This window comes from Desulfurococcaceae archaeon MEX13E-LK6-19 (assembly GCA_029637525.1).
GTDB lineage: Archaea > Thermoproteota > Thermoprotei_A > Sulfolobales > Desulfurococcaceae > MEX13ELK6-19.
Genome location: CP072660.1, coordinates 18,411 through 41,157 on the forward strand (window position 1 = coordinate 18,411; position 22,747 = coordinate 41,157).

A 22,747-nucleotide genomic window follows, 5' to 3' on the forward strand; every position below is an offset into this window, starting at 1 on the left:
GTCTTCGGGACAAAATAAACTTTAGCTCATAAAACAATATGTATCACCATGAATTATAGAAGAAACCAATAAGCACAAGCAAAGCTATGGCAGTGTTCACAACTAGATCTGTTTTGTTTACCCTCCGATTAATAGACAATGGAGTAACTGGATAGCCATAAAAAGCAGTATACTCAGCTACTTGTCGAGCCGCAACTACTGCACTAAACAACATCGGCTTAAGGAATCTTTTAACAAGTTCTTTGGAGCGATATTTCAATGTAAACATAAATGAAGCATTATCAGCTAAGAAGAGCATATAAGCTAGGATAATTATTGTTAACTGCATCACATTACCAATTTCTCTAAAACCAAGTTTATTTAAGAACCATCTTAACTCTCGAGTAGAAGTTATTGAAAGAAATAACGAGGCAGCCCCTGCCAAGATAACAAGTCTGAGATTATTAGTAAACGCTTCAAATATTCTTACAGAAGAGATCTCATATCCATATATAACGAAAGATACTATCTGGAAAAACAGTGCTATTGAAACAAGAATCACAAGAAGACGAAGAAGCTTTAGAAAACCTTTTACAAGACCTGTTACAGCAAATAACACGAAAAGCACTATGAATCCCAAGTATACAAATAAATAATTACTTAAAACGGAAAAAGAAATCAATAAAATAAATAGAATAATCTTGCCTAACGTAGAAAGCCTTTCAGCTAGCAATGCCTCCGGTTTATATACAAATGCCTCACGCAAGATCGAGTACATCAATATCACCTACAAGTTTTTCTCCTAAAATATCCTTCAATAATTCATAAGCGGATTTGACTATGGGAATAGTTTTTTCGATGAAGGCCCCCACATCAATTAAATAGAGCTTACCTCCAGTAATCATGTAAAGCCTTGACGGCTTGAGCATTGCGGCAAAATCGACGTCATGTGTAGTTAATATTCTTAATGATCCCATTCTCCTTATGATTCTTGCAATCGCTATTTTATCAGCATAACTAAGACCTGTAGTCGGTTCATCAAATAGTATTATTCTCCTCTCGGACAAAATGGCTAGCACTATATTGAGTAATAATTGTTGCCCCCACGATAGATTATAGGGGCTCTCATAAAGTTTATCCACAAGACCATATTGTTCAAGTATTTTAATAACTGTTTCCTCACAATTTCTATGCTTATTTTTACCTGAGCAAACAATTTTTGCGACTTCATCAAATACTGTTTCTTCAGAAAACGAAACATGATGTACTTGTGGGACAAAATATACTTCGTTCTTCTTCTTCGCCGGATTATAGCCAAGAATAATTACTCTTCCACGTGTAGGTTTTAGCATACCAGAGATTATCTTGAGAAGAGTTGTTTTACCCGATCCGTTATCACCAAGTATGACAACAAGTTCACCTAATTTAGCACTGAAATTTACCTCTCTTAAAACCCACGGACTTCTTTTACTATACTTAAACCATACATTCTCAAGACATAAATCCTTCATACACTTTGAGGCTACAAGCCGATCTAATGGATAATTTTCTAAAATATTATTCATGCCTACGGTTATCCTATTAGACTGAAAAACATATTCTCTTTCTTTAACACTATCCTCTAGTACTTTCTTCACATCCTTAATAGAGCTAATATGCCCATTATCCATGATAATTATCTTATCTACAAAAGGTATGAGAGGAAGGACTCTATGTTCACTAATAACAATTGTCAAACCAAGCGATTTTAATATATTTAACAATTTTAGGAAGCTTTCTACACCACGCTGGTCAAGCCATAACAAGGGTTCATCCATTAACAATATACGAGGTTTAAGCATCATTAATTTGGCTATAGCAACTTTTCTTAGCTCTCCACCCGACAGCTCGAAAACACGTTTCTTCCTCAACTTCTTTATTCCAAAAAAATCCAGTACTGTTTCTATTTGACGTTCTATATAGTTGTGATCACTATAGTATTTTTCAGCGAAACTGTAGAGATCGTCTTCAACAACGTATTCTATGAATTGTAGCATAGGATTCTGGAATAGTATGCCAATATGTCTCGTTAATTCCTTACTACTGTACTCGGAAACAGGTTTTCCAAAAATTCTTATCTCGCCCCTTAATTCACCACCATAAACTTTCTCAGCGATCCCTGTTAATACACGGAATAACGTTGTTTTACCGCATCCAAAAGGGCCAACTATAGCTACGGTTTCACCCTCTTTTACAAAAAAGTTAATATTTTTTAAAACCCATTGTTGAGAGACGCTATACCGATACCATAGATTATTCGCTTCAAGAGCTATCCTTGTTTTCTCCATCCTACTACAATCCTCGATAAATATTTCTCAAAGGCAATAGCGATTCCTGCTATAACTATTCCTAGAGTTATATTAAATAATGCTATTGCAGGGATGTACATTAACGTAATGTTTAAACAAATACTGTAGACGTCACATGCCCTTGCAAAGTATAGTAACCATAATGGCGTTACTAGTAAGTTAGCTATTGTCATAAGCAACGTTCTTGTACCAGCTGATACCAAGATTACCATAACCTTGTTTACTTTCTTGTAAACTAGGATTAATCCTATTATTGATGATAGTTCAGCCAAGCCTTTCATTAAAGCACCAATAGGATCACCGCCTAGAATGAACACACCAATGCTGAACACGAATACGCTTACCAGCACTTTTTTCAATGGCATAAACATAGCTAATAATAGCAGTGGTACGCCAGATAGATCGTATTTTAAGAATGTCGCTAATGGGAACGGGAACCTAAATATATGCAATATTATAGCTAATGCCGTCATTGATGCCAATAAACCATTTTGATAAGTTAGTCCTTTTACCTTATTCGTTTTCATTAGTTTCTACCTCATAATACCCAATATATGGTTATACTATCCACATCAAGAAGTAAAATAGGTTACCAAACAAGATAAATATTTTTTGATGAAATAATAAACTATTCTGTGGTTGATCATGATGGTGTATCGTATTCCTAAAGCAATAGACATCAACGCCAAGTCCGTTTTATTAAGAGAAAAGAAAAAACTATTAATAATAGGTAGATGTGTAGAGATCGAACATAGCAATCTATTAGACAAGTTTAAACAAGATTATGCAATTATCTCTGTTTGCCTCGAAGAAGAGCATGTAAATCATGTTGGATTCAAAATAGCTGGTATTATTGCCAGAAACACATACAATGAAGTATCTGTATTAACCGTTGATGGAAGTATGCACTGTACACAACTTCACTGGATGCTTGAGGAGATATTTAAGATCATGAATCTAAATGATAAAATCACAAGAAAACATTATGTTATTTATAAAGGTAAGCTTTATGAAATACCATTAAAAGCTGTAAAATATTCTAGATATTTATTCAAAATCTCTAATCTTATAGATGCTTCGAACAACAAATAAAAGAAAATGCTAATTATTTTTACATCCTGTCAGGATCTATGTTAATCATCTTAAGTATGTTTTTCATTATGTTTTCTAACTCACTTATTTTCGGCAATTCATCAACTGATCTAGCTCTAACAATAACTCTCAGTTCTTCTTCTACATATGTAATATCATATTTTTCCTCCTCCAACGTACTCAACACTTTCTCTATTTTCTCCTCGATAGACGGATTTTCTTCAACAATATCTTCAAGACTGTGAACAGCAATAATACTTATTCCATCGGGATCAACATCAATAGTGAACTCCTCTATTGCGCCTGTACCTGAAAACAGCATCCATATGCTTCTATCTTCAATATCTATTCCGTAATCCTCCAACCAGTATTTTTTCGCATCCAGTAATTCAATTATATATTGCTCTAAGCTGTTGAAGGTGGTTAAACCAAGCTCAAACAGATCCAGCATCGCGTTAGTTAGTTTGTCTAAAGTATTCATTTCACCATAATTATGGTATTCCATATATTCACTGATTTCCTCAAGCTCGTAGAGAAATAAGTCGTTAGCCAATCTACTTGCTAGTTCTTCGACGCTTATTTTGTACTTGTTTGCTATATTGGATAACACTCTATATGCTTCATCACTTAACTTTATAGTTAATTCGGGCACGAAATTACCACCAGTGCTATATTCTTTAGAGCCCAATTTTTATATTGCTTGCCAAGCCATTATTATCTAGTCTGGGGCTAGTGTAACAAAGAATAGTCTGTAAGTATTCTCTCACCTTGAATAAGGTGTGTTTCATGGAAAAAGAAGAAAGCATTGAGAAAAACATCGGTTATGAAAAAGAGAAAGAAAAGTATGGTACTGATACTATTTCAGCGTTAGCAAAAGAAGCTGTAACCTATATGGGTAGGAAGATTAGCAGTTTTAGGAAAATCCCTTCGTTCTTCATATTGATGGCAATGATCCCTGGAATAATGGTTTTCATAATAACGTTGTATACACACTTAAGTGGCGTCTTTTACTATAACATAGTCTTCTCAATAATATACAGGGCATTAATCTTGTTATCAGGAGGACTCGTGGCTTCCACTATTTTACTATTTATAACTATGTGGAGGAACCACATATTATGGTCAAAGATGGCTTATCTATCATTACTTGATATAACAGATTCCATGAATAATCGTGATGAACTAATGACACGAAATATAGAAGAATATATAGCATATATTGATACTCTCCCTATTTTAATCATAATAATCATTTATATTGTACTTATTGGCTTCTGGACCATAGTCGGAGAAATGCCTACTTTATCATTGGTTCTTGCGATCGTGAATAATATCGTACTATCAATAATAGCGTACGTCACCTATACCAGCTTAAAGAAAGAATCCAGGTACGACCATGGAATACTTAGTGTTGCCCTAAAGATTTTCGGGGGAAGAAAACTTCGTATATTCAACCCATACATAAACTTAAAGAACATGATAATAATCATTATTGCCACGGCAGGTATCGCAGCTTACTATTGGTTGTACAAGACACTGGAACTCTACAATAAACATGCCGAGGTATATAATGAGGCTGAAACAAGTCTTTCTGTAAACTTGCTAAAACTTATATGAAGAAGTGATTACCTCACCGATATCTTCTGGTACACGATAACCTGGTGTATCGCTTATTAATTTCCGTATTTCGCTCTTCTTAAGCGAGTCAATAAACTGTTTAACACATTGTTTATTCATACTCTCTTTATGCACTAGAAAATCATAGTGCTCCCAGGCCAACGGTATGAAATCAAGATCATACATTTTTGCAACGATTTCTATTGCTATGCCTGCATCAGCTCTCTTATGCTTAACCGCTGCTGCAACTGCAGTATGTGTTTTTACTTCATATGTATAACCATTAATCCTCTTTACAAGCTCATTGAACGACACATTCTTCTCTTTAGCTATTTTCTTAAGGTTTATATCCAATAATACTCTTGCACCAGAGCCTTTCGTCCTATTTACTATCACGATATCTTTTCTAATGAAGTCCTCTATGCTCTTTATACCCTTTGGGTTACCTTTCTCAACGACAATACCAATCCTTCTATCATATCCTCTCACTAGTACTGCTCTATCTTCAAGCCCTATTTTCTTGATAAAAGGCACGTTATAGAGACCAGTCTCTTCATCAAGTAGATGCGTTGGGGCAATATCTGCCTCGCCTTTCTTTACAGCATACCATCCACCAAGACTCCCGGTAACAATAACTTTTGCTTCCTCAATTAGACCCGTTTCTACAAGTATCTTGTATAGTAAAACATCATTGCTACCGATAATTATGAAGTTCGGGACCCTACTTAAGTCTCTAAATAATACCACTTTGACCTTTTCATTTTCAAGATAAAGATCTCTGCCTTCCTCTAAAACAACATATCCATCACTATTTATGAGTGGAGAAATACTCCCGCTCTTTGTTGCAACAGGGTATGCTATATACTCTCCGCCACGGTGTATTAGAGATACAGGTAGAAGCCATGTCCTACCAAGATTCTTCCTAACACGAATAGCTAGTTTCGCATAAATTTCAGTTTGGCTCCTACGTCTAATACCACTTATTTTCTCTATAATTGGCTTAAGAACTAGAAAAGCGATCATATAACATGATAGAGGAAAACCCGGTAATCCCAGCAAAAGTTTCCCATCAGCTACAGCAACAACTGTGGGCTTACCCGGTTTAACTTTTACGCCATGAACTATAACCCCTGGTTCTCCTAGCTTATCAAAAACTCTATATATAAGATCACCTAGCCCAGCTGATGTACCACCACTCGTAACAACTATGTCATTTTCACTAAGAGCACTCTTTATCTTTTGATACATAACATCATAATCATCAGGAAGCAATCCATAATATCTAGCATCAGCACCAGACTCCCTAGCTATGGCTGTGATCAAATATCCATTGACATCAAACACTTTTCCTGGCTGAAGTTTTTTCCCAGGCTCAATCACTTCATTGCCTGTTGAAAAGACTGCAATTCGCGGCCTCTTATAGACTTTAACATGTTTTATACCCATACCCGCAAGTAATCCTATTTCTCGATGCGTCAAAACCGTTCCACGAAGCAAAAGCAGATCGCCGGCTGAGATGTCGCTTCCAGCTGTGGTTATGTTTTCACCGGGGTACACTGACTTATAGATAAGAACTTTTTCTCCTTTACGTACAGTGTACTCCTCCATAACAACAGCATCAGCACCACGAGGAATCATTGCACCAGTAGCTATTTCTACAGCTTCACCATCAGAAACAATTACTTTTGGCTCTAACCCTGCTGCTACATACCCTTTGACAGATAGTTCGACAGGCCTATCCTCATAGGCGTCCATTACATTACTAGCTTTCACAGCATATCCGTCCACTTCACTCCTATCAAAAGGTGGATGATCTATTGGTGCATAAATGTCTTCAGCCAACACTCTATGGAGCGCATTGCTTACATCGATAACCTCTATACCCAGTGGTTTGAGAGAATAGTATTTTTCAATAATGCTAAATAGCTCATTTAATGAAACCAATCTATGGTATATTTTCCTATTATCCTCTCTACTCACCATATGCCACCATTTCTCTCCTACTTATTCTCTACATACAATTATTGTTACTTCAAAAACAACTTCATTATCTATTGCATGAATAAATCCGCGAAGATAAACATCAATAAATCCTGTATACTCAACAGTATAGAATCCATGACCAATGACTCCTTTAGCAGGCTGTATAGGTGCTTCACCAACGAGTATATCTGTATCCTTTCTCATTAATACTATCCCAACAACTTTTTCGTCATAGCCTGTCCCATTAACTATGACTAGTACCGTATCACCTTTCTTTACAGGTATAGTAGTTATTTTCATACCTGGATACTGGGGCCAATAAACAAAACTTGCATTACATTCTACAAAACCCTGTTTTGTTAACTCGAGGGCATGAGAGGGAGTTGCATTTACTTTGTATGTAAAAGTCTTTTTGTAAATGATAGTCTTGTTAATCATTATTGTGTGCCATGGAGGAGTCGTGGTGGTTGTAGTTAGGGTTTCATTACTTTCACTAGTGTATTCTGGCGAGAACGAGTGATACAAGACTATTGATACCACACCGATTGCAACAATCAATATCAATATTACATAAGTTTTATTCCATTCCATAACTACCGCCTATCTCATCTTTATTTAATGGTCAGACCTACAGGTATTACTACTATACACTAATGTCTTTATTGGATAAATATAAGAAAATGTTTACAGGGGGTTCAACAACACTACATCAACTTCTTCTCCTTCATCATAACCTTCGGTATCTTCATTAATAACAATGTATCCGTGAGCTTTTAGGAGACTTGATATGATACTACTTCCATGAATCATGTAGGGTTCGGCCATGAGTCCCTGGCTTGTCTTTTCTAAGAAGACACGGACAAAACTACGGAAGCCTGTCTGGTTTGTGACTCTCCTCTTTAGAATGGCTTTGACTACAGGTTTTGGATCCAATTCTATTTTAAGAACACCAGCTATTACCGGTTTAATAAAAGCCTCAATCCCTACCCAAGCTGCAACAGGGTTTCCACTTAAGAGAAACAGGGGTTTATTGTTTACGATAGCTAGGCTCGTGGTTCTACCGGGCCTAATTGCTATTCCTCTGACAACCCAGTATCCATGGGATTCAATATAATCAGGGACAATGTCTTGACTACTAACACTAGTTCCAGCGATAGTTATAACACAATCATTTTCATTAAATGCCTTATTTAGAGCGTTATCGAGTTCGACAATATCATCTCTGATTATACCATAATACTTTGTTTCAATAAACCCCAGGTTGTCAAGCATTGTTTTCACAAGATACTCTGTTGAAGCATACACTTTACTTAAAGTCATATTACTACCTGGTTTAATCAACTCGTCTCCTATAGAAATAATGCCGAACCTTAATTTCTCATATACCAAAACCTTATCCATACCTTGTGATGCTATAGCAACTAAATGCCATGGCTTTAAAACCGTGTTCTTGTATACAATGATGTCTCCTTTCTTGAAGTCCTCTCCACGACGCGAAATATTAGCCCATTGCGGAACAGGCTTGATTACTTCAATATACCCATTTCCTATGACTACATCCTCATACATAATAACAGCGTCAGCCCCATGAGGAATAAACGAGCCGGTGTATACTTCTACTGCTTCCCCATGTTCTAGAACACCTACTCTGTCAGGTAATTCGCCCGGCCTAATCTTACCTTTAACAATAAGTCTAACAGGATTTGTTGGGCTAGCGCCTATGGTGTCACTAAATTTAACTGCAAAACCGTCAACAGCACTTCTATCAAAAGGCGGATTATCCATTAATGCTCTTATATCCATAGCAACAATTCTATTTACACTATTCCAGAGATCTTGTTCCATAACATTTAATCTAACATCAATACTTCTTACGGCTCTCGCAATAGCCTCATCAAGTCTTGGAAGACTGCCCCAGTACCTAGGCATAGAGTACACCACTTCAACGTCAAACTTTATACCTTAAACCTCTAGAAAAACCTTTATTTGAATGAATAATTGTCTTTCTTTAATTAAGTTGAGTAAACGAGTTCTAGGGTGTAAATTGTCGTGGTTTCGTTCACGATAATCGTTGTAAGTGATACAATATACTATTCAGGTAAGGAGGATATTTCGGGAGAAAAAGCACGAGAAATAATTGAGTCAAAAGGATACAAGGTTTTGGCAAAAAAGATCGTGCCAAATGACTACAAAATGATTTATAGAGCAGTAATAGAGTCAATCAAAACCAGCGATGTAGTTCTCGTCATTGGGGGGACAGGTCCTAGTCCAAGGGATATAAGCATCGATGTTGTTAAACAAATGTCGTGGCGTGAACTTCCAGGTTTCGGCGAACTATTTAGACAATTATCATATAACGAAATAGGTCCTAGAGCGGCAATATCTAGAGCAGGATTATTTATTGTTGGAGAATCCGCGGTAGCAGTTGTTCCTGGCTCCCCTCATGCCGTCGAGCTTGCTCTTGAAAAAATACTATTGGATATAGTCGATCACCTAGTTAGAGAGATGAGGAGAATCAGTGGCGAACATAAATTATGATAGTACAGTATTATTCATAGTATCTTTTGATAGTAATTCTTTTCCCAATTATTTCTTCGATACTAGGCAATATTTTCCTCAGTTCATCAATATTATGACTACACTCTATACCACAATGAATTTTTAGAACTAAATCGCTATCCTCGACATCAACTTCAATATAATCAACAGTATTATCGAAACCATGGTCTAGGTAATCGGCAATCCACAATATTCCTAATGGCAGATCATATCTGATTTCTTTACACCAATTAATATGATGGCATCTAATAATCGTTAATATAAGATCTATAATCTTATCATCGAGATCAGTCATTCCAAGTATTTTCGATGCTATTTCAACAGATTTTTCTCCATGATCTCCACTACTATAACCCATGTCGTGAAGGATAGATGCTATAACAACAGCTTTCTTAGTATAGTCATCTATATTCTTGAATAAACCCATATCCGTAAGTATTTCAATCGATAATTGTGTTACTTTTGATACATGTTTTATACCCGCTCCATAGTTTCTTTTAGCTGCTTCACGATCTATCATTTCGAGTAACTTTCTATCACTAATATACTTAAGCATATAGTAGTAATCGTAGACTATTTTCTCCTGCCTAGGAACTTCAAGAGCTCCCGGTATATGCTTCCTTACATGAGATACTGCATTCCATGGAACTATGTCACTACTGTAGATAATATATGAAGCAGCTACCGTACCACTTCTACCAATCCCGCCCATACAGTGTACCAGAACCCTTCCGCCTTCCTTTATTTTTTCGTGAATCCACTTTGTTATATGGTAGAGTTCCAGGATCGGTGGAAACCAGAAATCTCGTGTAGGACTATAGTAAACTTCTACTCCCATGTCTTTCCATAGATTGATATAATTCCTTATATCGCCTCCAGGATACTCATGAGGCTCAATAAGAACTACAACTCCATCAAAGATATTGCTTAGCTCACGAATTTCCTCCAATGCTGGCATCGGCGATACAGCTAATTTCTCACTAATGATCCATTTATACATTACTCCTATTCACCTTTTCTATACATAGTATTTTCCCTAAATATAGATAATATTAAAAAATCGACGTAGGAGTTGAGACAATATATTCCTCTGATGATTTTCTACAGACTAATTAACCTGATACGTAGAGTTATGTTGTTTCCGTTGCCTTCTCTATTTTTTCTAAAACTTCCTTGATTTTCTCCTTAAACTTGTCTTTATCAACAATATATCTCTCATGAATACCCTCACCAATAATTATTTGCCCAGAGTATGCTTTTACTTTGAATACCAGTCTTCTCCCTTTTACTTCAACAAGCTCAGCTTCAATATCGACCTTTGCCCCAATGGGAGCTGGTGCTTTATGGTATATATCGACATGTATTCCTACGGTGGTCTGGTTTTCAGGCAAATACTTCTCGGCCAATTGTAGAGCTGCATTTTCCATCCAAGCTATCATAGTAGGTGTTGAAAGAACACTTACTCCACCACTACCAACATGCTTGGCGGTGTCTTCTTCTCGTACAATCTTTGTTATAACATGTTTTATACCTGGTTCAAGCCCGCTGCTCATAGAGTTCACCTAAGAACATAATCTTAACCACGAGTAAATAAGTTAGCATAAGGTATTTATGAGAGGCAGAGTATCACGTGCAGGAACACTGACACAAGGGTGGAGATAATGATAGATGAAGTAATTAAAGCAACATTGATGCTGTTTGTAGTACTTGATGCCATAGGTAACGCGCCTCTTTTCTATTATTTCACTAGGACAATGACTGTAAGTAAGAGAAAAGCGACAATAAGGCTTAGTATAGTAGTTGCAATGGGTATACTTATGTTCTTCGTGATATTTGGAGATCTTTTACTAAAGTATTTGGGTACATCGATTAATGACTTTAGAATAGCTGGCGGGCTAATATTATTCATCTATGCTGTACTAGGATTACTCGGGCATACCTCGGCCGAGGATGTTAGCGAGGAAGAAATAGCTGTAGTACCTCTTGCAACACCATTATTGGCGGGACCAGGCTCGATAACTGTTGTTATCTACATAAAGTATATGTGGGGATTTCTTGTTGCAATAACAAGTCTTGCCATAAATATAGTGATAGCATGGGTTTTGCTTGAGACAGGAGATAAACTATTGAGTCTCCTGGGGCGGAGAGGAAGTATCGTGCTTAGCAAGATCATGTCCATCATACTCGCCGTATATGCTGTGTCAATGATTCGAGGCGGTATAATTGGCATGTTTGCAGACTAGTAAGCATTTGACAGTAGCCACCAATTCCCTATAGATATGTTTCGTAGACCAGCTTTTTTAGCAGCCTCCAAGGCTTTATAGGCGTGATTCTTACTCGTTGTAGGCAGATCCCTCATCTTGTATTCTGGATGAAAAGCAAGAAGCCTATACGGTATATTAGGATCTAATTCGGCTAAGAACCTAGCTATTTGCTCAACTTCATATTCATCCACGTAACCTGGTACAAGGAGTGTACTAACAACCAGCAAGGGAACTTCTGGTCTCTCATAAATTCTTTCAGCAACTCTCTTAATGTTCTCAAAGACGACTCTACCATCTTGACCGGTCAACGCCTTATAGATGCTTGGAGTCCATGCTTTTACATCAATTTTTATTATACCTCCGGTTCTCAGACTATATTCAATAGCTTGATCAAGCATATTCCTCGACATAAAACCGTTGGTCTCCCAACAGATCCTGAATACTGGTAACTTCAATGATTCAGCCATGTCAAGCATTTCTTTCACAGACTTAATTGCATGCACCATATTGGGCCCTGGGTCTCCTCCAAAGAAACATACACATGTTGTTCTATGAGAAACACTCTTAACAAGATCATCTGTGGAGAGTAGTGGTTTCGCCTCAACAGCCATTCTACGGTATTCCCAGTTTTGACAGAATAAACAATCGAAATTACATGAACCATAGAATACCGCTATGTTGTAATAACCCATCTCAGGCCCATGTGGTGAAAGAGAATACTTTGGATAACCACGCCCCGTAGCACCGGGGCAAACCCAGTCTGCAACACAGTTAGTAGGATGTGGGTCGAGATATACAAGCCCGGGAACCTTATTGAAATCCCCGGTCACCGGCTCGAGAACACCATTATTATTCCTTATTACACCACAGTAGCCCCGTGCTCCTACGGGTATTCTACAGTTGTTTGCACAAATACCACATAGTCTACCATCGGGGTTTCTTGGAGGCTCTGGCGGTAATCCTATTTCAACTCTGATGCGTTTATGCACTTCATCGATTAAAGGCAGGGCTTCTTCTGGTCGTTCACGCAGACACTTACCACATATACCAAGTTCTTGTGATATAAGAACTGATTTTCTTCCACATAACCTGCATTTCTTTTCTTTAAAAAACATGATGATTTCCTCCTGGTATTATATCTGTACAAGACCTTTATTATAATCTCTATAATCTTTTACAACGACTCCTCGACACCGCTACGTGACAATAATTTCGCATAGCATTCTTTATCGCTCTTAAGAGCTACCATCATATGTTCTGTATTGAAGCCTATGTAGTACCTGCCTCTCTTATCTACGGCTATAACGCCTATTGTATCGGGTCCTATAGTCTCGGTTGCATAGTCTATTACTAGCTCGCCTGCTTTGACAACATTGTATCCCATACTGACAAGAATAGCTATCCTCAACGATGCCATGGTCTTAACTATTGCCTCGCCCAGACCTGTCGCAGCAATAGCCACATTTTCATCAGCATAGAAGCCAGCTCCAGGTATAGGTGAATCGCCTACCCTACCTGGTAGTTTAAGCCATACACCCCCGGTACTAACAGCAGCTGCCAAACGCCCATCTTTGTCAACAGCAACTGCTCCAACAGTATCCATCAATCCTATTTCTTCGAGAAAAGCTCTGTTACCCTTATAATAAGGTATGTCACCACTCTTATACTTCTTAATGAGTTCATTGTAGCGCTCCACTATACGCTCTGGTATAGGACCTATTCTTGGTAAGCCCGATTTCTCAGCAATAAAATCAGCCCCACGACCAGCCAATATGACATGTTCTGTCTTCTCCATAACAAGCCTTGCTAGTTTAACAGGGTTCTTTGGGTAAGTTACAGCAGCAACAGCACCAACGCGTTTCGTTACACCATCCATAACGCCCGCATCCATTTCCCTTTCACCAACAAAATTAAGGACACTACCAATACCAGCATTAAATGCTCCTGAATCCTCCATGTAAGCAACTGCTTCAACAACTGCTTCAAGTGCAGAACCAGTCTCAATATACCTATATCCATGATCCCTAGCTTCGGCTATTGCCTTAAGGCTTTCATGAATTCTTTCACGTGTAGCTCTCCATCTTCCAGCACCACCATGTAGAAGCAGAATAGGCTTGGCCATGAACACCACCTGAGTAAACATGCTATCTAGGGGCTTTGTTCCTTAACGAGTAGAATACAAGGTAATGTCTTTATTTAGTAGAATCTATTATATTTTTGCAGAGAAAACCTTGTTGGAGCTGACATGGCTGTGAGTATGTTTAAAGACATCCTAGAAAGAACAAAATTTACAAAGATAAGCAGACTCCATGTAGTCGTCGCGATACCACTACTAATTACAATATATGCTGTATCAAGAATATCATACTATATAGTTCAACAAGAAGGTATAAGTAGCGGTATAACTTCAATAGAGAGCCTTGACACCATTACACTCGGTTTACTTGGTTTCTATGCGCTTTATGTGATAGGTTCTTCGTTCTCAATTTACAAACTATATGATAATCTCATTGACCACATACTTTATAGTAGTATATTGGTCTATAATTGGTGCAAAGAATTAGACTGTGATTATCAAGGTGTCATTAGGACTGGTCTTGAGAGAAGAAAGATACCGTCCCCTGTAACAACGGTTATAGTAAATGTATTGACTGCGGGTGCGGCATACCCTGTTCTCTTAGGCTTGTTTGAAAAGTACATCTCTATGCACTGGTTTAGTGAAGAAAAAGCATTGTTTAAGAAAACGCGCGTGAAAGTAAAATCGACGGCATCAATACTCTTTGATATAGCTCTATTATTCTTGACTCTCGGTGTCTACATGGTTTACTGGATTTTCCGCAGTATCCAGAGATATAACAAGCATATAGAAGCCATACATTCTAAACACCCTCATCCCCCTACTATTCCCACACAAGAATTCCCAAGTGAGACGAAAAGCTTGGCTTTGGTATTAGGGATATTATTGTTCTTTACAGGACTATACTCGCTAGCCATACTCATAATACCATGGATATTTCCAGTCATGATACTTGGTTTCGGATTCATGCTCCCCTACATAGCATACCTATCACGAGGTAGAAGTTTGTTAAAACAATCACTGACTGTCTTGTTTTTCGAATATGTGTACATGCTTACATTAGCCGTCATAGGTCTTGCTGCATATCCATATTATTCCAGTACAATACTAAAGGGTTTTGAAGAACAGACAAGAGAGATAATTAGTTCAAACAATTTCATGGAAGTAGCTACAATGATCTTCCTTAACAATGTTAAAATAAGTGCTGTAGCTCTTGTCCCGATTATAGGAATGGCTTATGCTGGTTACGCGTTGTCCTTAACAGGTTTCGTATATGGTCTCATCATCGGCACACTGATGGAAAAAAGTGTTAGCCAAGCCATTGGTGCACTATCCATACTAGTGGCTCCACACGCCCCGCTAGAACTTTATTCGTATGCTCTCTCATTATCTATTGCAACACGTATAGGTAGAGAACCCTCAGGATCCCTTGCATTGAAAGCAATCTTATCCATAACTATACTCCTGGCAGCAGCATTTATTGAAGCAATACTTATAGTAGGATTTCCATTTATTCCAGAATCATCTCCTCCTGGATTCTAAAAAGTAGATTATTCATGGGGCGATAGTTAGGTGAGAACATGATAAAACTTGTATCACTAGATGTATGGGATACGTTACTAGACATAGATGTAATGCTGGAGGCTATAGCTAGAGGAATCGATTCTATAGCTGGAAAAAGCTTTGATCTCGCGTTGGCAACAGTATACAATGTTAGACGAAAAATTAAGGCTTTAAGACAGGAGAAAAAGATACCAATGGATCAAGTATTACCATTCAGCCAAGATATGCTGGCTGAAGCACTTGGTGTTGACGTGGAAGTTGTTAAGCGTGGTATAGCTAGGGCAGTAATCGATGTCTCCGACAAGAAATTGGTCGTGAATGATGCTAAGGATGCATTAAAGAAACTCAAGAAGAAAGGCTACTTGGTTATAGCACTTGGCAATGTAATGTTTTGGCCATCAGCATATACTCGCTTGTTACTTGAAAAAACTGGTTTAGCAAATTATATTGATAAACAATACTACTCAGATGAAATAAACAGCTACAAGCCGTTAGCCGACGCATTCTATAAGCCTCTTAGGGACTTTGATTTGTCCCCTGAAGAAGCTGTACATGTAGGAGACTCTGCTAAAGAAGACTATGAAGGAGCACTAAATGCAGGTCTCTATGCTGTACTTATAGACAAGAACATCGATGTAGAGTATATGAGGTCCTCCGAGAAAGGATTTGTTATCAAATCAATAAAGTATTTGCCAGAAGTACTCGATTTAATCAAGTAAGGGCTATAACGGTGGCATACTTTGGCATATGATTTCTTTACATGGCATTGTGGATACTGTGGATTCAAGGAATCTTCCCATATATACTACTGGCGGTGCCCAAAATGCGGATCGCCTTTAGACATAAAATATGAGCCGGTATGGAAACCTCGGGGGACAGGTGTTAGGAGATATTCTTCGTGTTTACCCGTAAAGCCCGTGAAAACCCTTGGTGAAGGAGCTACACCTATCATTAAAAAGAAGGTCTATGGCATTAATGTATGGTTTAAACTAGATTACTTAAATCCTACAGGGAGTTTTAAAGACCGGGGTGCTGCTGTCTCTTTAGCTTACGCGTATTTACGTAGATTTAAGCATGTTGTCGAGGATACCAGCGGTAATACTGGCATAGCGGTTACAGCTTATTCTAGACTATATGGAATGAAATCCATTATATACATGCCACAAACTGCTCCACGTGGAAAAAAGCTTCTCATAAAAAGTCTTGGCGGGCAAATAGTTGAGGCAAAAAACCGTGGTGAAGCTGCCGAGAAAGTGCTTGAAGAAGCTACTAAAAAGAATACATTCTATGTAGCACATACATGGTCTCCATTGTTTATCGAAGGCAATACAACAATAGCTTATGAAGCTTTTGAACAAGGTTTCGATGGCACAGCAGTTATTCTACCGATAGGTTCCGGAGGACTCTTCTTAGGAACATATAGAGGGTTTGAACGACTTAGAGAATGGGGTTTATGGAAAAACTATTTGTTCTACATAGGTGTCCAAGGATATTCCTGCCAACCCGTCTACGAGGCTTTACATGGCCATAAAGCAAAAGGAGAAGATTCCAGTCTTGCCGATGGCATAATGGTTCCAAACCCGCCAAGGTTAAGCGAAATAGTTGAAATCATAAAAAAGAATGGTTCTATTGTTCTTGTAAATAACAAAGACATCGTCAATTCCCTGAAAAAACTCTACAAAATGGGCTTCATAGTAGAACCTACATCAGCTTCGGTAGTAGCTGGATTGAAGAAGGCCTTGGAGGATGGATTAATCGATCGTGGTGAAGACGTACTTACAGTTCTAACAGGCTCTGGATTAAAAACACTAACCGATATAGAGAGGTATGTTTCTTAATCTCTTTTCCCAAAACTTATCATGTGAAGCTATATGACAAAGTTTCCCATTGATTATAATGATAGAAAACCCATAGGGAGGACAGGCGAAACTGTATCCGCTATCGGTCTCGGGACATGGGCTATAAGAAACTACGAGAACGCGTTCAAAGTCTTCATGTACGCTATTGAACATGGCATTGATAATATTGATACAGCCGAGATGTACGACAACGGTAAGGCAGAAGAGTTTGTAGGCAAGATTATTAATATTGTTGGTAAGGAAAAAGTATTTATAACAACTAAAATGCTTCCTCACCACTTGATTTCAAAAGAAGAAGTACTTAAAGCAGCAAAAGCTAGCCTCAAGAGACTTGGTTTATCCACTGTTGACTTATTTCTGATCCATTGGCCAAACGATAATATTCCCATTGAGGTACAAGTGAGGAATTTTGAAGTAGTTTATGAGAAAGGGTTAGCAAGATATATTGGTGTAAGTAACTTTGATGTACTTGAGCTTGAAGAAGCTATTCATGCCACTAGGAAAGCAGAAATCGTTGTAAACCAAGTTTACTATAATGTATTAGCTAAGCATGTTGAAAAAGATCTTCTCCCCTACGCTATAAAACATGGAATTACATTACAAGCATATACACCATTAGAGAAATCTATGGTTGCAAAACACCCTGTTATAATAGAAATTGCCAGAAAAATAAATAAAACACCCATTCAAGTGGCATTGAACTACCTGATCTCGCGCCCTAACGTGGTAGCGATACCAAAGACTGAAAACATTAGTCATTTAAAGGAGATCCTTGGTGCTATGGGTTGGAGACTTGGAGAGAAAGAAATTACTGTTCTTGAGAAAATCTAGTTGGATATCGTGGGAGAGATATATTAAGTTGACTACAAAATATTAGGGTAAACTAGGTTATTCAGGTATCCCTAACACTGGTGAACAGTAAATGTCTGCCGTGCTAACATTGGACCAAACTCCATCAGGGAAGAAAGTAAAGATAGTAAACATTCAAGCACCAGGCCGATGGAGCCAAAGACTTCTCCAAATGGGGTTTGTTCCAGGTAATACTATTGAGGTAGTCGTGAACAATGGTTTTGGGCCAATACTGGTTAGAGTAATGGGTGCAACTATTTCTTTAGGCAGAGGTATTGCGCGAAGAATATTTGTAGAAATAGTGAATTCCCAATAAAGACAATTACCAATACTCTTTCTATTTGATGATTTTGACAAAGTTTTTAATCAATTATTTACAATAAACTTTAGGGTAGCCTAGTATATTTAGGGTATCCTAAGGTGTTTTACTTTGAACGAGAAAGTTATTACAGTTGCCGTTGCAGGGCAACCGAATGTTGGTAAATCAACACTATTCAATATACTTACTGGAAAACGCGTTATCGTCGCTAATTGGCCCGGTGTTACTGTAGAAAGACATGAAGGTTGGCGTGAATATAAGGGATATAAACTACATTTCATCGATCTTCCTGGGATCTATGGTTTCTCTGCCTCGTCTCTAGAAGAAGTTATTGCCAGAAACTATATTCTTGGTGAAAGACCTGACGTACTACTCGTCTTAGTTGATAGTACTATTCCTGAGAGAACAATGTATCTGGCTTTGGAGGCCTTAGAGATCTTTCCTAAGGTAATAATTGTATTCACTAAAAGTGATCTAACACATGTACATGGTATTCACATAAACTATGGTATTATTGAAAAGAGGCTTGGTGTACCTGTTGTACCTGTTTCAGCAGCCAGCGGAGTAGGTATAGACGAACTACTCGACAAAATAATCGATGTAGCCCATGGTAAGGGGTGTAGGAAAAAGCCTTTAAGAATAAACTATGGAGGTCTCGAGCCTTTTGTTAAGGAGGCTGAGAAACTTGTTTCAAGAACAAGCCTTGTGGAAGATTTTCCATCACGCTGGCTTGCCGTAAAGTTGCTTGAAGGAGATAGAGATCTTATTAGGAGACTTGAAAAAAGAGGCTACAAAGATATCGTGGATAAAGTATTGCTTCTTAGGAGAGAGATAGAGAGGATATTCAGGAGTAGACCCGAAGAAGTTTTCTCAAGAATAAGATACGATTATCTGTTAGGCATACTCAGAGACGCCATAGTTAGAGTAGAAGTTAAGGAGTCAAAGTATAGCGAGCGTATTGATAGACTGTTTGCACACCCAATTCTAGGACCTATAACATCTATTACTCTACTACTCTTCGTTTTCATGATAGTATTTATATTGAACACCGGGTTTCCATTGACATTACTTCTTGAAGCAGTTCATCAAAGTGACTTAGCTGAAGCTATTGAAGCACATAGTCTAGGAGGGCTTATGGAGTCTTTGTTCGAATGGATCTCTAATGCAGTAGAACCATTGATTAAGGAGTATCCTGATTGGTTTCAAAGCCTAGTACTTGATGGTATTATAGGTGGTATCGGGGCTGTCTTGGTTTTCCTGCCTCTAATATTCCTTGTATCACTATTCCTGGCAATACTCGAGGACACTGGTTTTGCTCCAAGAATAGCTATGAGCTTACATATGTTATTCCAGAAAATAGGATTGTCGGGTCATGCTGTTTTTCCTGTAACGCTTAGCCTAGGCTGCAATGTACCGGGCATCATGGCTACAAGAGCTACACCTAATTTCCGTGAAAGACTAAGACTCATAATGATCACTCCATTTATACCCTGTCAAGCCAGGCTCGTTGTTGTACTTGCTTTCGCCTCAGCTTTGACTGGAGCAAAAGGGTTGTTTCTGGTGGTGCTAGCTTACTTTACGGCCTTTCTTGTCTTTTCTATCATAAGCTATATACTCTATGGCATTGAGAAGGAGGAGGCTAAGCCAGAGCTATTACTAGAGATCCCTCCGTTACACAAACCTTTACTCAAAGTAGTTTGGTGGCTCACATGGGATTCCACTAAGCATTTCCTCAAAAAAGCCGGCACGATAATATTTATAGTAACGCTCGTTTCATGGGCTCTCATCTATTATACTCCATCACTTACCCCAGCCACCGATCCTAGCGAAAGTATTGGAGCAAAAATTGCCGCCTTATTTGCCCCACTACTCTATCCACTAGGATTTACTGGAGAACAGGCTTGGAAAATCGCTTATGCTCTTATAGTAGGTTTCCTCGCTAAGGAAGCAATCATATCAACACTGACACTCCTTACAGATGCCAATACCGCTACGACTGCGCTAATAAAACTCGGTCTCAGTGATGCACAAATAGTATCCTTAACAATATTCAGCATACTTTATGTTCCATGTCTAGCAACAATAGCTGTAATATATTTTGAAAGCCGTAGTATGAAAACAACATTGATCACGATCGCTTTGATGATGGTTGTTGCTTATTTTGCTGCTTTTCTAGCTCATCTAATATCGGTACTCATATGAGGATTATAGAGATCGTTTTTAACGGTTATTAATCAGATTACACAGGAGTTTCTACCATAGAGGATAATATAGTGTGTACAATATGCCTGGTAAAAACGATAAACCCAGAGTAAAACTTAGCAAGGAAATGTTGTTTGCACTGGTAGAGGCTATTAGGTGGAGTGAACGAATAAAACCAAGCCAGCATGCTAAGAGAGAAGCCTTCAAAAAATACGGAGTCACAAGCCATGCTTGCGAACCAATGCTTACAGCTATATTCTACGCTGTTATGAAGAAGATGGGTGTGTTAGACAAGATTATTGAGGATGTGACAGGAGTCAAACCCGTATACGTGCTTGATCCTTGGCTCCGCGCTGCTTTACGGTTAGCTACAGAGATTCTTGTCTACAGGAAACCGACCGATGGCACCCGCCGGTTATTGAAGAAAAGTATAGCAGAGTTTATTGGTCGAAAAAGCCATCCGTATATAGGTATGTTCTACTACAAAGTTCTTGATAGTATTGAGAACTATGAGTTCAAACCCATTGATAAAACAGAAGAATATGAGTTCAAGTATATGCTTCCAAGATGGTATATCGAAAAGATCATTGAGCTTGTTGGAGAAGAAGAGGCAAAGAAGATCTTTAGTGCCTTTGATAAACCTCTTCCCATCAGTGTTAGGGTTAATACATTGAAGACCAATGTTATGAAGGTTATAGAGGAGCTTACACGAGATGTAGAGTGGGTTGAACAAAGTAGTGTCGTAGAAACTGTCCTCAGGTTCCCAGGCCCCTATGACTTCGAGAAATCCAGGTTATGGCGGAAGGGACACATAATTATACAGGAGGAAGCTGCAGCTGTTGCCTCGATAATACTTGACCCGAAACCAGGAGAATACGTTGTCGATCTAGCTGCTGCACCTGGAGGCAAGACGGAACACATGGCAGAGCTTATGAGGAACAAGGGGATTATACATGCTTTCGATATAGACGATCTTAGGATAAAGAGGATGAGAGACCTCTTGGAAAGAACAGGTATAACAATCGTGGAGATACATAAGATTGATGCTCGAGAAGCACCAGAGATCTTGGGCAAGGAAGTAGCCGACAAGGTACTTCTCGACGCTCCATGTACAAGTGATGGAACCATCATGAAGAACCCTGATCTACGGTGGAGGATTAGACCCGAGGGGGTAGAAGAGTTCTCTAGACTACAATACGAGCTCCTAGAGGCGGGATGGAAGCTACTGAAGCCAGGTGGGAGACTACTCTATTGTACATGCAGTCTATTGCGGGAGGAAAACGAGAATATTATAGAGAAATTCTTGAACGAGCATAAAGACGCTAAACTAGTACCACTAAATAAGCCCTATAGCCCAGGGTTCCTACCAGGAACAATGCGTGCATGGCCACATAAACACAAGACAATAGGGTTCTTCTATGCACTACTAGAGAAACAAGAACACATGTAAAACTTCAATCATCCTTAATGTCTGGATAGAGACCTTGCCGAAATGTTTTATTTCTATGGTTTCAAGTACCTCAAGAACATTCATCGATTACTCTGCAAAACATTAAGTTTAAACCATTATGTAAACAAATGGCTTCCATTGTTTATCTTGTTACTTGGAAGTATGTTGTCAGCGTAATTTTTCTTTTTCCTTGTGGTGTTTCTATTATTACTATTGTTTTTACTCTATAGAGCCCAGGTGCCATGTCTTCTTTTATTCTTATATCGAATTTCTTATAGGTTGAGAATGGTGTTATTCTTTCGATACAATAGCATCCTATTACATTGTATCTCTTCCACTCGTGGTCTTCGTATTTCTCAATAGTGTATTCTAATGGATGCCATAGCGTGTAAGGTGTCGGGTTTACTATGTATACAGGCATAATTTCTCCAGGACTGTATCTTGTTTTTGGTATGTAGACATGTATCAGTGTCACAGGTGACGGAACCAATGGAAGAACTACTATAGTTACGATGAGTACTATGGCTACAAGTAAAGGAGGTGAATACTTGGGCACAGTAATGCTCTGCAAACCATGTTCCCTAAG

Annotated in this window: 23 protein-coding genes; 11 read left to right on the top strand and 12 right to left on the bottom strand. The window is 38.4% G+C overall.

Annotated elements, in window-relative coordinates; translation table 11 throughout:
• Nucleotides 1-43: 43 nt before the first annotated feature.
• From J4526_00095 to J4526_00105, 3 genes are read right to left on the bottom strand one after another with little or no spacing between them, the layout of a single operon-like run.
• Entirely contained in the window at nt 44-757 is a 714-nt protein-coding gene (locus tag J4526_00095) for a hypothetical protein (GenBank protein ID WFO75348.1), read from the bottom strand.
• Complete coding sequence (locus J4526_00100; protein WFO75349.1) at nt 738-2,306, bottom strand: ATP-binding cassette domain-containing protein; 1,569 nt, start codon at nt 2,304-2,306, stop codon at nt 738-740. Before J4526_00100 ends, J4526_00095 begins: the two co-directional genes overlap by 20 nt.
• Nucleotides 2,288-2,854 carry a hypothetical protein gene (locus J4526_00105; protein ID WFO75350.1) on the bottom strand — a complete coding sequence of 189 codons (567 nt, stop codon included), beginning with the start codon at nt 2,852-2,854 and terminating at the stop codon, nt 2,288-2,290. Before J4526_00105 ends, J4526_00100 begins: the two co-directional genes overlap by 19 nt.
• A gap of 124 nt (nt 2,855-2,978) precedes the next feature.
• Between J4526_00105 and J4526_00110 the strand changes: the two genes are divergently transcribed.
• Nucleotides 2,979-3,419 (top strand): 4Fe-4S ferredoxin, encoded by a 441-nt coding sequence (locus tag J4526_00110; protein WFO76251.1) that lies wholly within the window; start codon nt 2,979-2,981, stop codon nt 3,417-3,419.
• A gap of 19 nt (nt 3,420-3,438) precedes the next feature.
• On the opposite strand, the gene J4526_00115 is transcribed toward J4526_00110, so the two are convergent.
• Nucleotides 3,439-4,071, bottom strand: coding sequence for a hypothetical protein (locus tag J4526_00115; GenBank protein WFO75351.1), 633 nt, complete (start codon nt 4,069-4,071; stop codon nt 3,439-3,441).
• Nucleotides 4,072-4,205: 134 nt separating this feature from the next.
• Between J4526_00115 and J4526_00120 the strand changes: the two genes are divergently transcribed.
• Nucleotides 4,206-5,036, top strand: a complete 831-nt coding sequence (locus J4526_00120) for a hypothetical protein (protein ID WFO75352.1) — start codon at nt 4,206-4,208, stop codon at nt 5,034-5,036.
• Here J4526_00120 and J4526_00125 read toward each other — a convergent pair.
• The 3 genes from J4526_00125 to J4526_00135 form a co-directional block, all read right to left on the bottom strand.
• Nucleotides 5,022-7,019 (bottom strand): molybdopterin biosynthesis protein, encoded by a 1,998-nt coding sequence (locus J4526_00125; GenBank protein ID WFO75353.1) that lies wholly within the window; start codon nt 7,017-7,019, stop codon nt 5,022-5,024. The two genes, J4526_00120 and J4526_00125, sit on opposite strands and share 15 nt — an antisense overlap.
• 21 nt (nt 7,020-7,040) lie before the next feature.
• Nucleotides 7,041-7,610, bottom strand: a complete 570-nt coding sequence (locus tag J4526_00130; GenBank protein WFO75354.1) for a hypothetical protein — start codon at nt 7,608-7,610, stop codon at nt 7,041-7,043.
• Between the two features lie 93 nt (nt 7,611-7,703).
• Nucleotides 7,704-8,948: a molybdopterin molybdotransferase MoeA gene (locus tag J4526_00135; GenBank protein WFO75355.1), complete on the bottom strand. Its 1,245-nt coding sequence runs from the start codon at nt 8,946-8,948 to the stop codon at nt 7,704-7,706.
• 114 nt (nt 8,949-9,062) lie between these two features.
• Here J4526_00135 and J4526_00140 point away from each other — a divergent pair, with 114 nt between their 5' ends.
• Nucleotides 9,063-9,557, top strand: a complete 495-nt coding sequence (locus J4526_00140) for a MogA/MoaB family molybdenum cofactor biosynthesis protein (protein ID WFO76252.1) — start codon at nt 9,063-9,065, stop codon at nt 9,555-9,557.
• A 10-nt stretch (nt 9,558-9,567) separates the two neighbouring features.
• On the opposite strand, the gene J4526_00145 is transcribed toward J4526_00140, so the two are convergent.
• Nucleotides 9,568-10,578, bottom strand: a complete 1,011-nt coding sequence (locus J4526_00145) for a dual specificity protein phosphatase family protein (protein WFO75356.1) — start codon at nt 10,576-10,578, stop codon at nt 9,568-9,570.
• Nucleotides 10,579-10,708: 130 nt separating this feature from the next.
• Nucleotides 10,709-11,131 (bottom strand): thioesterase family protein, encoded by a 423-nt coding sequence (locus tag J4526_00150; GenBank protein WFO75357.1) that lies wholly within the window; start codon nt 11,129-11,131, stop codon nt 10,709-10,711.
• Between the two features lie 99 nt (nt 11,132-11,230).
• Between J4526_00150 and J4526_00155 the strand changes: the two genes are divergently transcribed.
• A complete protein-coding gene (locus J4526_00155; GenBank protein ID WFO75358.1) occupies nt 11,231-11,821 on the top strand; it encodes a MarC family protein in 591 nt (196 codons plus the stop codon).
• On the opposite strand, the gene J4526_00160 is transcribed toward J4526_00155, so the two are convergent.
• Nucleotides 11,818-12,957, bottom strand: coding sequence for a radical SAM protein (locus tag J4526_00160; protein ID WFO75359.1), 1,140 nt, complete (start codon nt 12,955-12,957; stop codon nt 11,818-11,820). The two genes, J4526_00155 and J4526_00160, sit on opposite strands and share 4 nt — an antisense overlap.
• A gap of 59 nt (nt 12,958-13,016) precedes the next feature.
• Nucleotides 13,017-13,964, bottom strand: coding sequence for an isoaspartyl peptidase/L-asparaginase (locus J4526_00165; GenBank protein ID WFO75360.1), 948 nt, complete (start codon nt 13,962-13,964; stop codon nt 13,017-13,019).
• A 123-nt stretch (nt 13,965-14,087) separates the two neighbouring features.
• On the opposite strand from J4526_00165, the gene J4526_00170 reads away from it, so the two are divergent.
• From J4526_00170 to J4526_00200, 7 genes are all read left to right on the top strand, one after another.
• Nucleotides 14,088-15,461, top strand: coding sequence for a hypothetical protein (locus J4526_00170; protein WFO75361.1), 1,374 nt, complete (start codon nt 14,088-14,090; stop codon nt 15,459-15,461).
• A gap of 38 nt (nt 15,462-15,499) precedes the next feature.
• Nucleotides 15,500-16,201, top strand: a complete 702-nt coding sequence (locus tag J4526_00175; protein WFO75362.1) for an HAD family hydrolase — start codon at nt 15,500-15,502, stop codon at nt 16,199-16,201.
• Between the two features lie 21 nt (nt 16,202-16,222).
• Nucleotides 16,223-17,320: a pyridoxal-phosphate dependent enzyme gene (locus J4526_00180; GenBank protein ID WFO75363.1), complete on the top strand. Its 1,098-nt coding sequence runs from the start codon at nt 16,223-16,225 to the stop codon at nt 17,318-17,320.
• 33 nt (nt 17,321-17,353) lie between these two features.
• Complete coding sequence (locus J4526_00185; protein ID WFO75364.1) at nt 17,354-18,172, top strand: aldo/keto reductase; 819 nt, start codon at nt 17,354-17,356, stop codon at nt 18,170-18,172.
• A 91-nt stretch (nt 18,173-18,263) separates the two neighbouring features.
• A complete protein-coding gene (locus J4526_00190; protein WFO75365.1) occupies nt 18,264-18,506 on the top strand; it encodes a ferrous iron transport protein A in 243 nt (80 codons plus the stop codon).
• A 114-nt stretch (nt 18,507-18,620) separates the two neighbouring features.
• Nucleotides 18,621-20,711, top strand: a complete 2,091-nt coding sequence (gene feoB / locus J4526_00195; protein WFO75366.1) for a ferrous iron transport protein B — start codon at nt 18,621-18,623, stop codon at nt 20,709-20,711.
• 82 nt (nt 20,712-20,793) lie between these two features.
• Nucleotides 20,794-22,161 (top strand): RsmB/NOP family class I SAM-dependent RNA methyltransferase, encoded by a 1,368-nt coding sequence (locus J4526_00200; GenBank protein WFO75367.1) that lies wholly within the window; start codon nt 20,794-20,796, stop codon nt 22,159-22,161.
• A gap of 142 nt (nt 22,162-22,303) precedes the next feature.
• On the opposite strand, the gene J4526_00205 is transcribed toward J4526_00200, so the two are convergent.
• On the bottom strand, nt 22,304-22,732 hold the full coding sequence (locus J4526_00205; GenBank protein WFO75368.1) for a hypothetical protein: 429 nt from the start codon (nt 22,730-22,732) through the stop codon (nt 22,304-22,306).
• Between the last annotated feature and the right edge of the window lie 15 nt (nt 22,733-22,747).

Excerpts from the sequence above, each read along its gene's own strand:
- J4526_00095 (WFO75348.1), bottom strand. The coding sequence starts at position 757 with ATGTACTCGATCTTGCGTGAGGCATTTGTATATAAACCGGAGGCATTG.
- J4526_00100 (WFO75349.1), bottom strand. The coding sequence starts at position 2,306 with ATGGAGAAAACAAGGATAGCTCTTGAAGCGAATAATCTATGGTATCGG.
- J4526_00105 (WFO75350.1), bottom strand. The coding sequence starts at position 2,854 with ATGAAAACGAATAAGGTAAAAGGACTAACTTATCAAAATGGTTTATTG.
- J4526_00120 (WFO75352.1), top strand. The coding sequence starts at position 4,206 with ATGGAAAAAGAAGAAAGCATTGAGAAAAACATCGGTTATGAAAAAGAG.
- J4526_00125 (WFO75353.1), bottom strand. The coding sequence starts at position 7,019 with ATGGTGAGTAGAGAGGATAATAGGAAAATATACCATAGATTGGTTTCA.
- J4526_00130 (WFO75354.1), bottom strand. The coding sequence starts at position 7,610 with ATGGAATGGAATAAAACTTATGTAATATTGATATTGATTGTTGCAATC.
- J4526_00135 (WFO75355.1), bottom strand. The coding sequence starts at position 8,948 with ATGCCTAGGTACTGGGGCAGTCTTCCAAGACTTGATGAGGCTATTGCG.
- J4526_00145 (WFO75356.1), bottom strand. The coding sequence starts at position 10,578 with ATGTATAAATGGATCATTAGTGAGAAATTAGCTGTATCGCCGATGCCA.
- J4526_00150 (WFO75357.1), bottom strand. The coding sequence starts at position 11,131 with ATGAGCAGCGGGCTTGAACCAGGTATAAAACATGTTATAACAAAGATT.
- J4526_00160 (WFO75359.1), bottom strand. The coding sequence starts at position 12,957 with ATGTTTTTTAAAGAAAAGAAATGCAGGTTATGTGGAAGAAAATCAGTT.
- J4526_00165 (WFO75360.1), bottom strand. The coding sequence starts at position 13,964 with ATGGCCAAGCCTATTCTGCTTCTACATGGTGGTGCTGGAAGATGGAGA.
- J4526_00170 (WFO75361.1), top strand. The coding sequence starts at position 14,088 with ATGGCTGTGAGTATGTTTAAAGACATCCTAGAAAGAACAAAATTTACA.
- J4526_00175 (WFO75362.1), top strand. The coding sequence starts at position 15,500 with ATGATAAAACTTGTATCACTAGATGTATGGGATACGTTACTAGACATA.
- J4526_00185 (WFO75364.1), top strand. The coding sequence starts at position 17,354 with ATGACAAAGTTTCCCATTGATTATAATGATAGAAAACCCATAGGGAGG.
- J4526_00190 (WFO75365.1), top strand. The coding sequence starts at position 18,264 with ATGTCTGCCGTGCTAACATTGGACCAAACTCCATCAGGGAAGAAAGTA.
- J4526_00200 (WFO75367.1), top strand. The coding sequence starts at position 20,794 with ATGCCTGGTAAAAACGATAAACCCAGAGTAAAACTTAGCAAGGAAATG.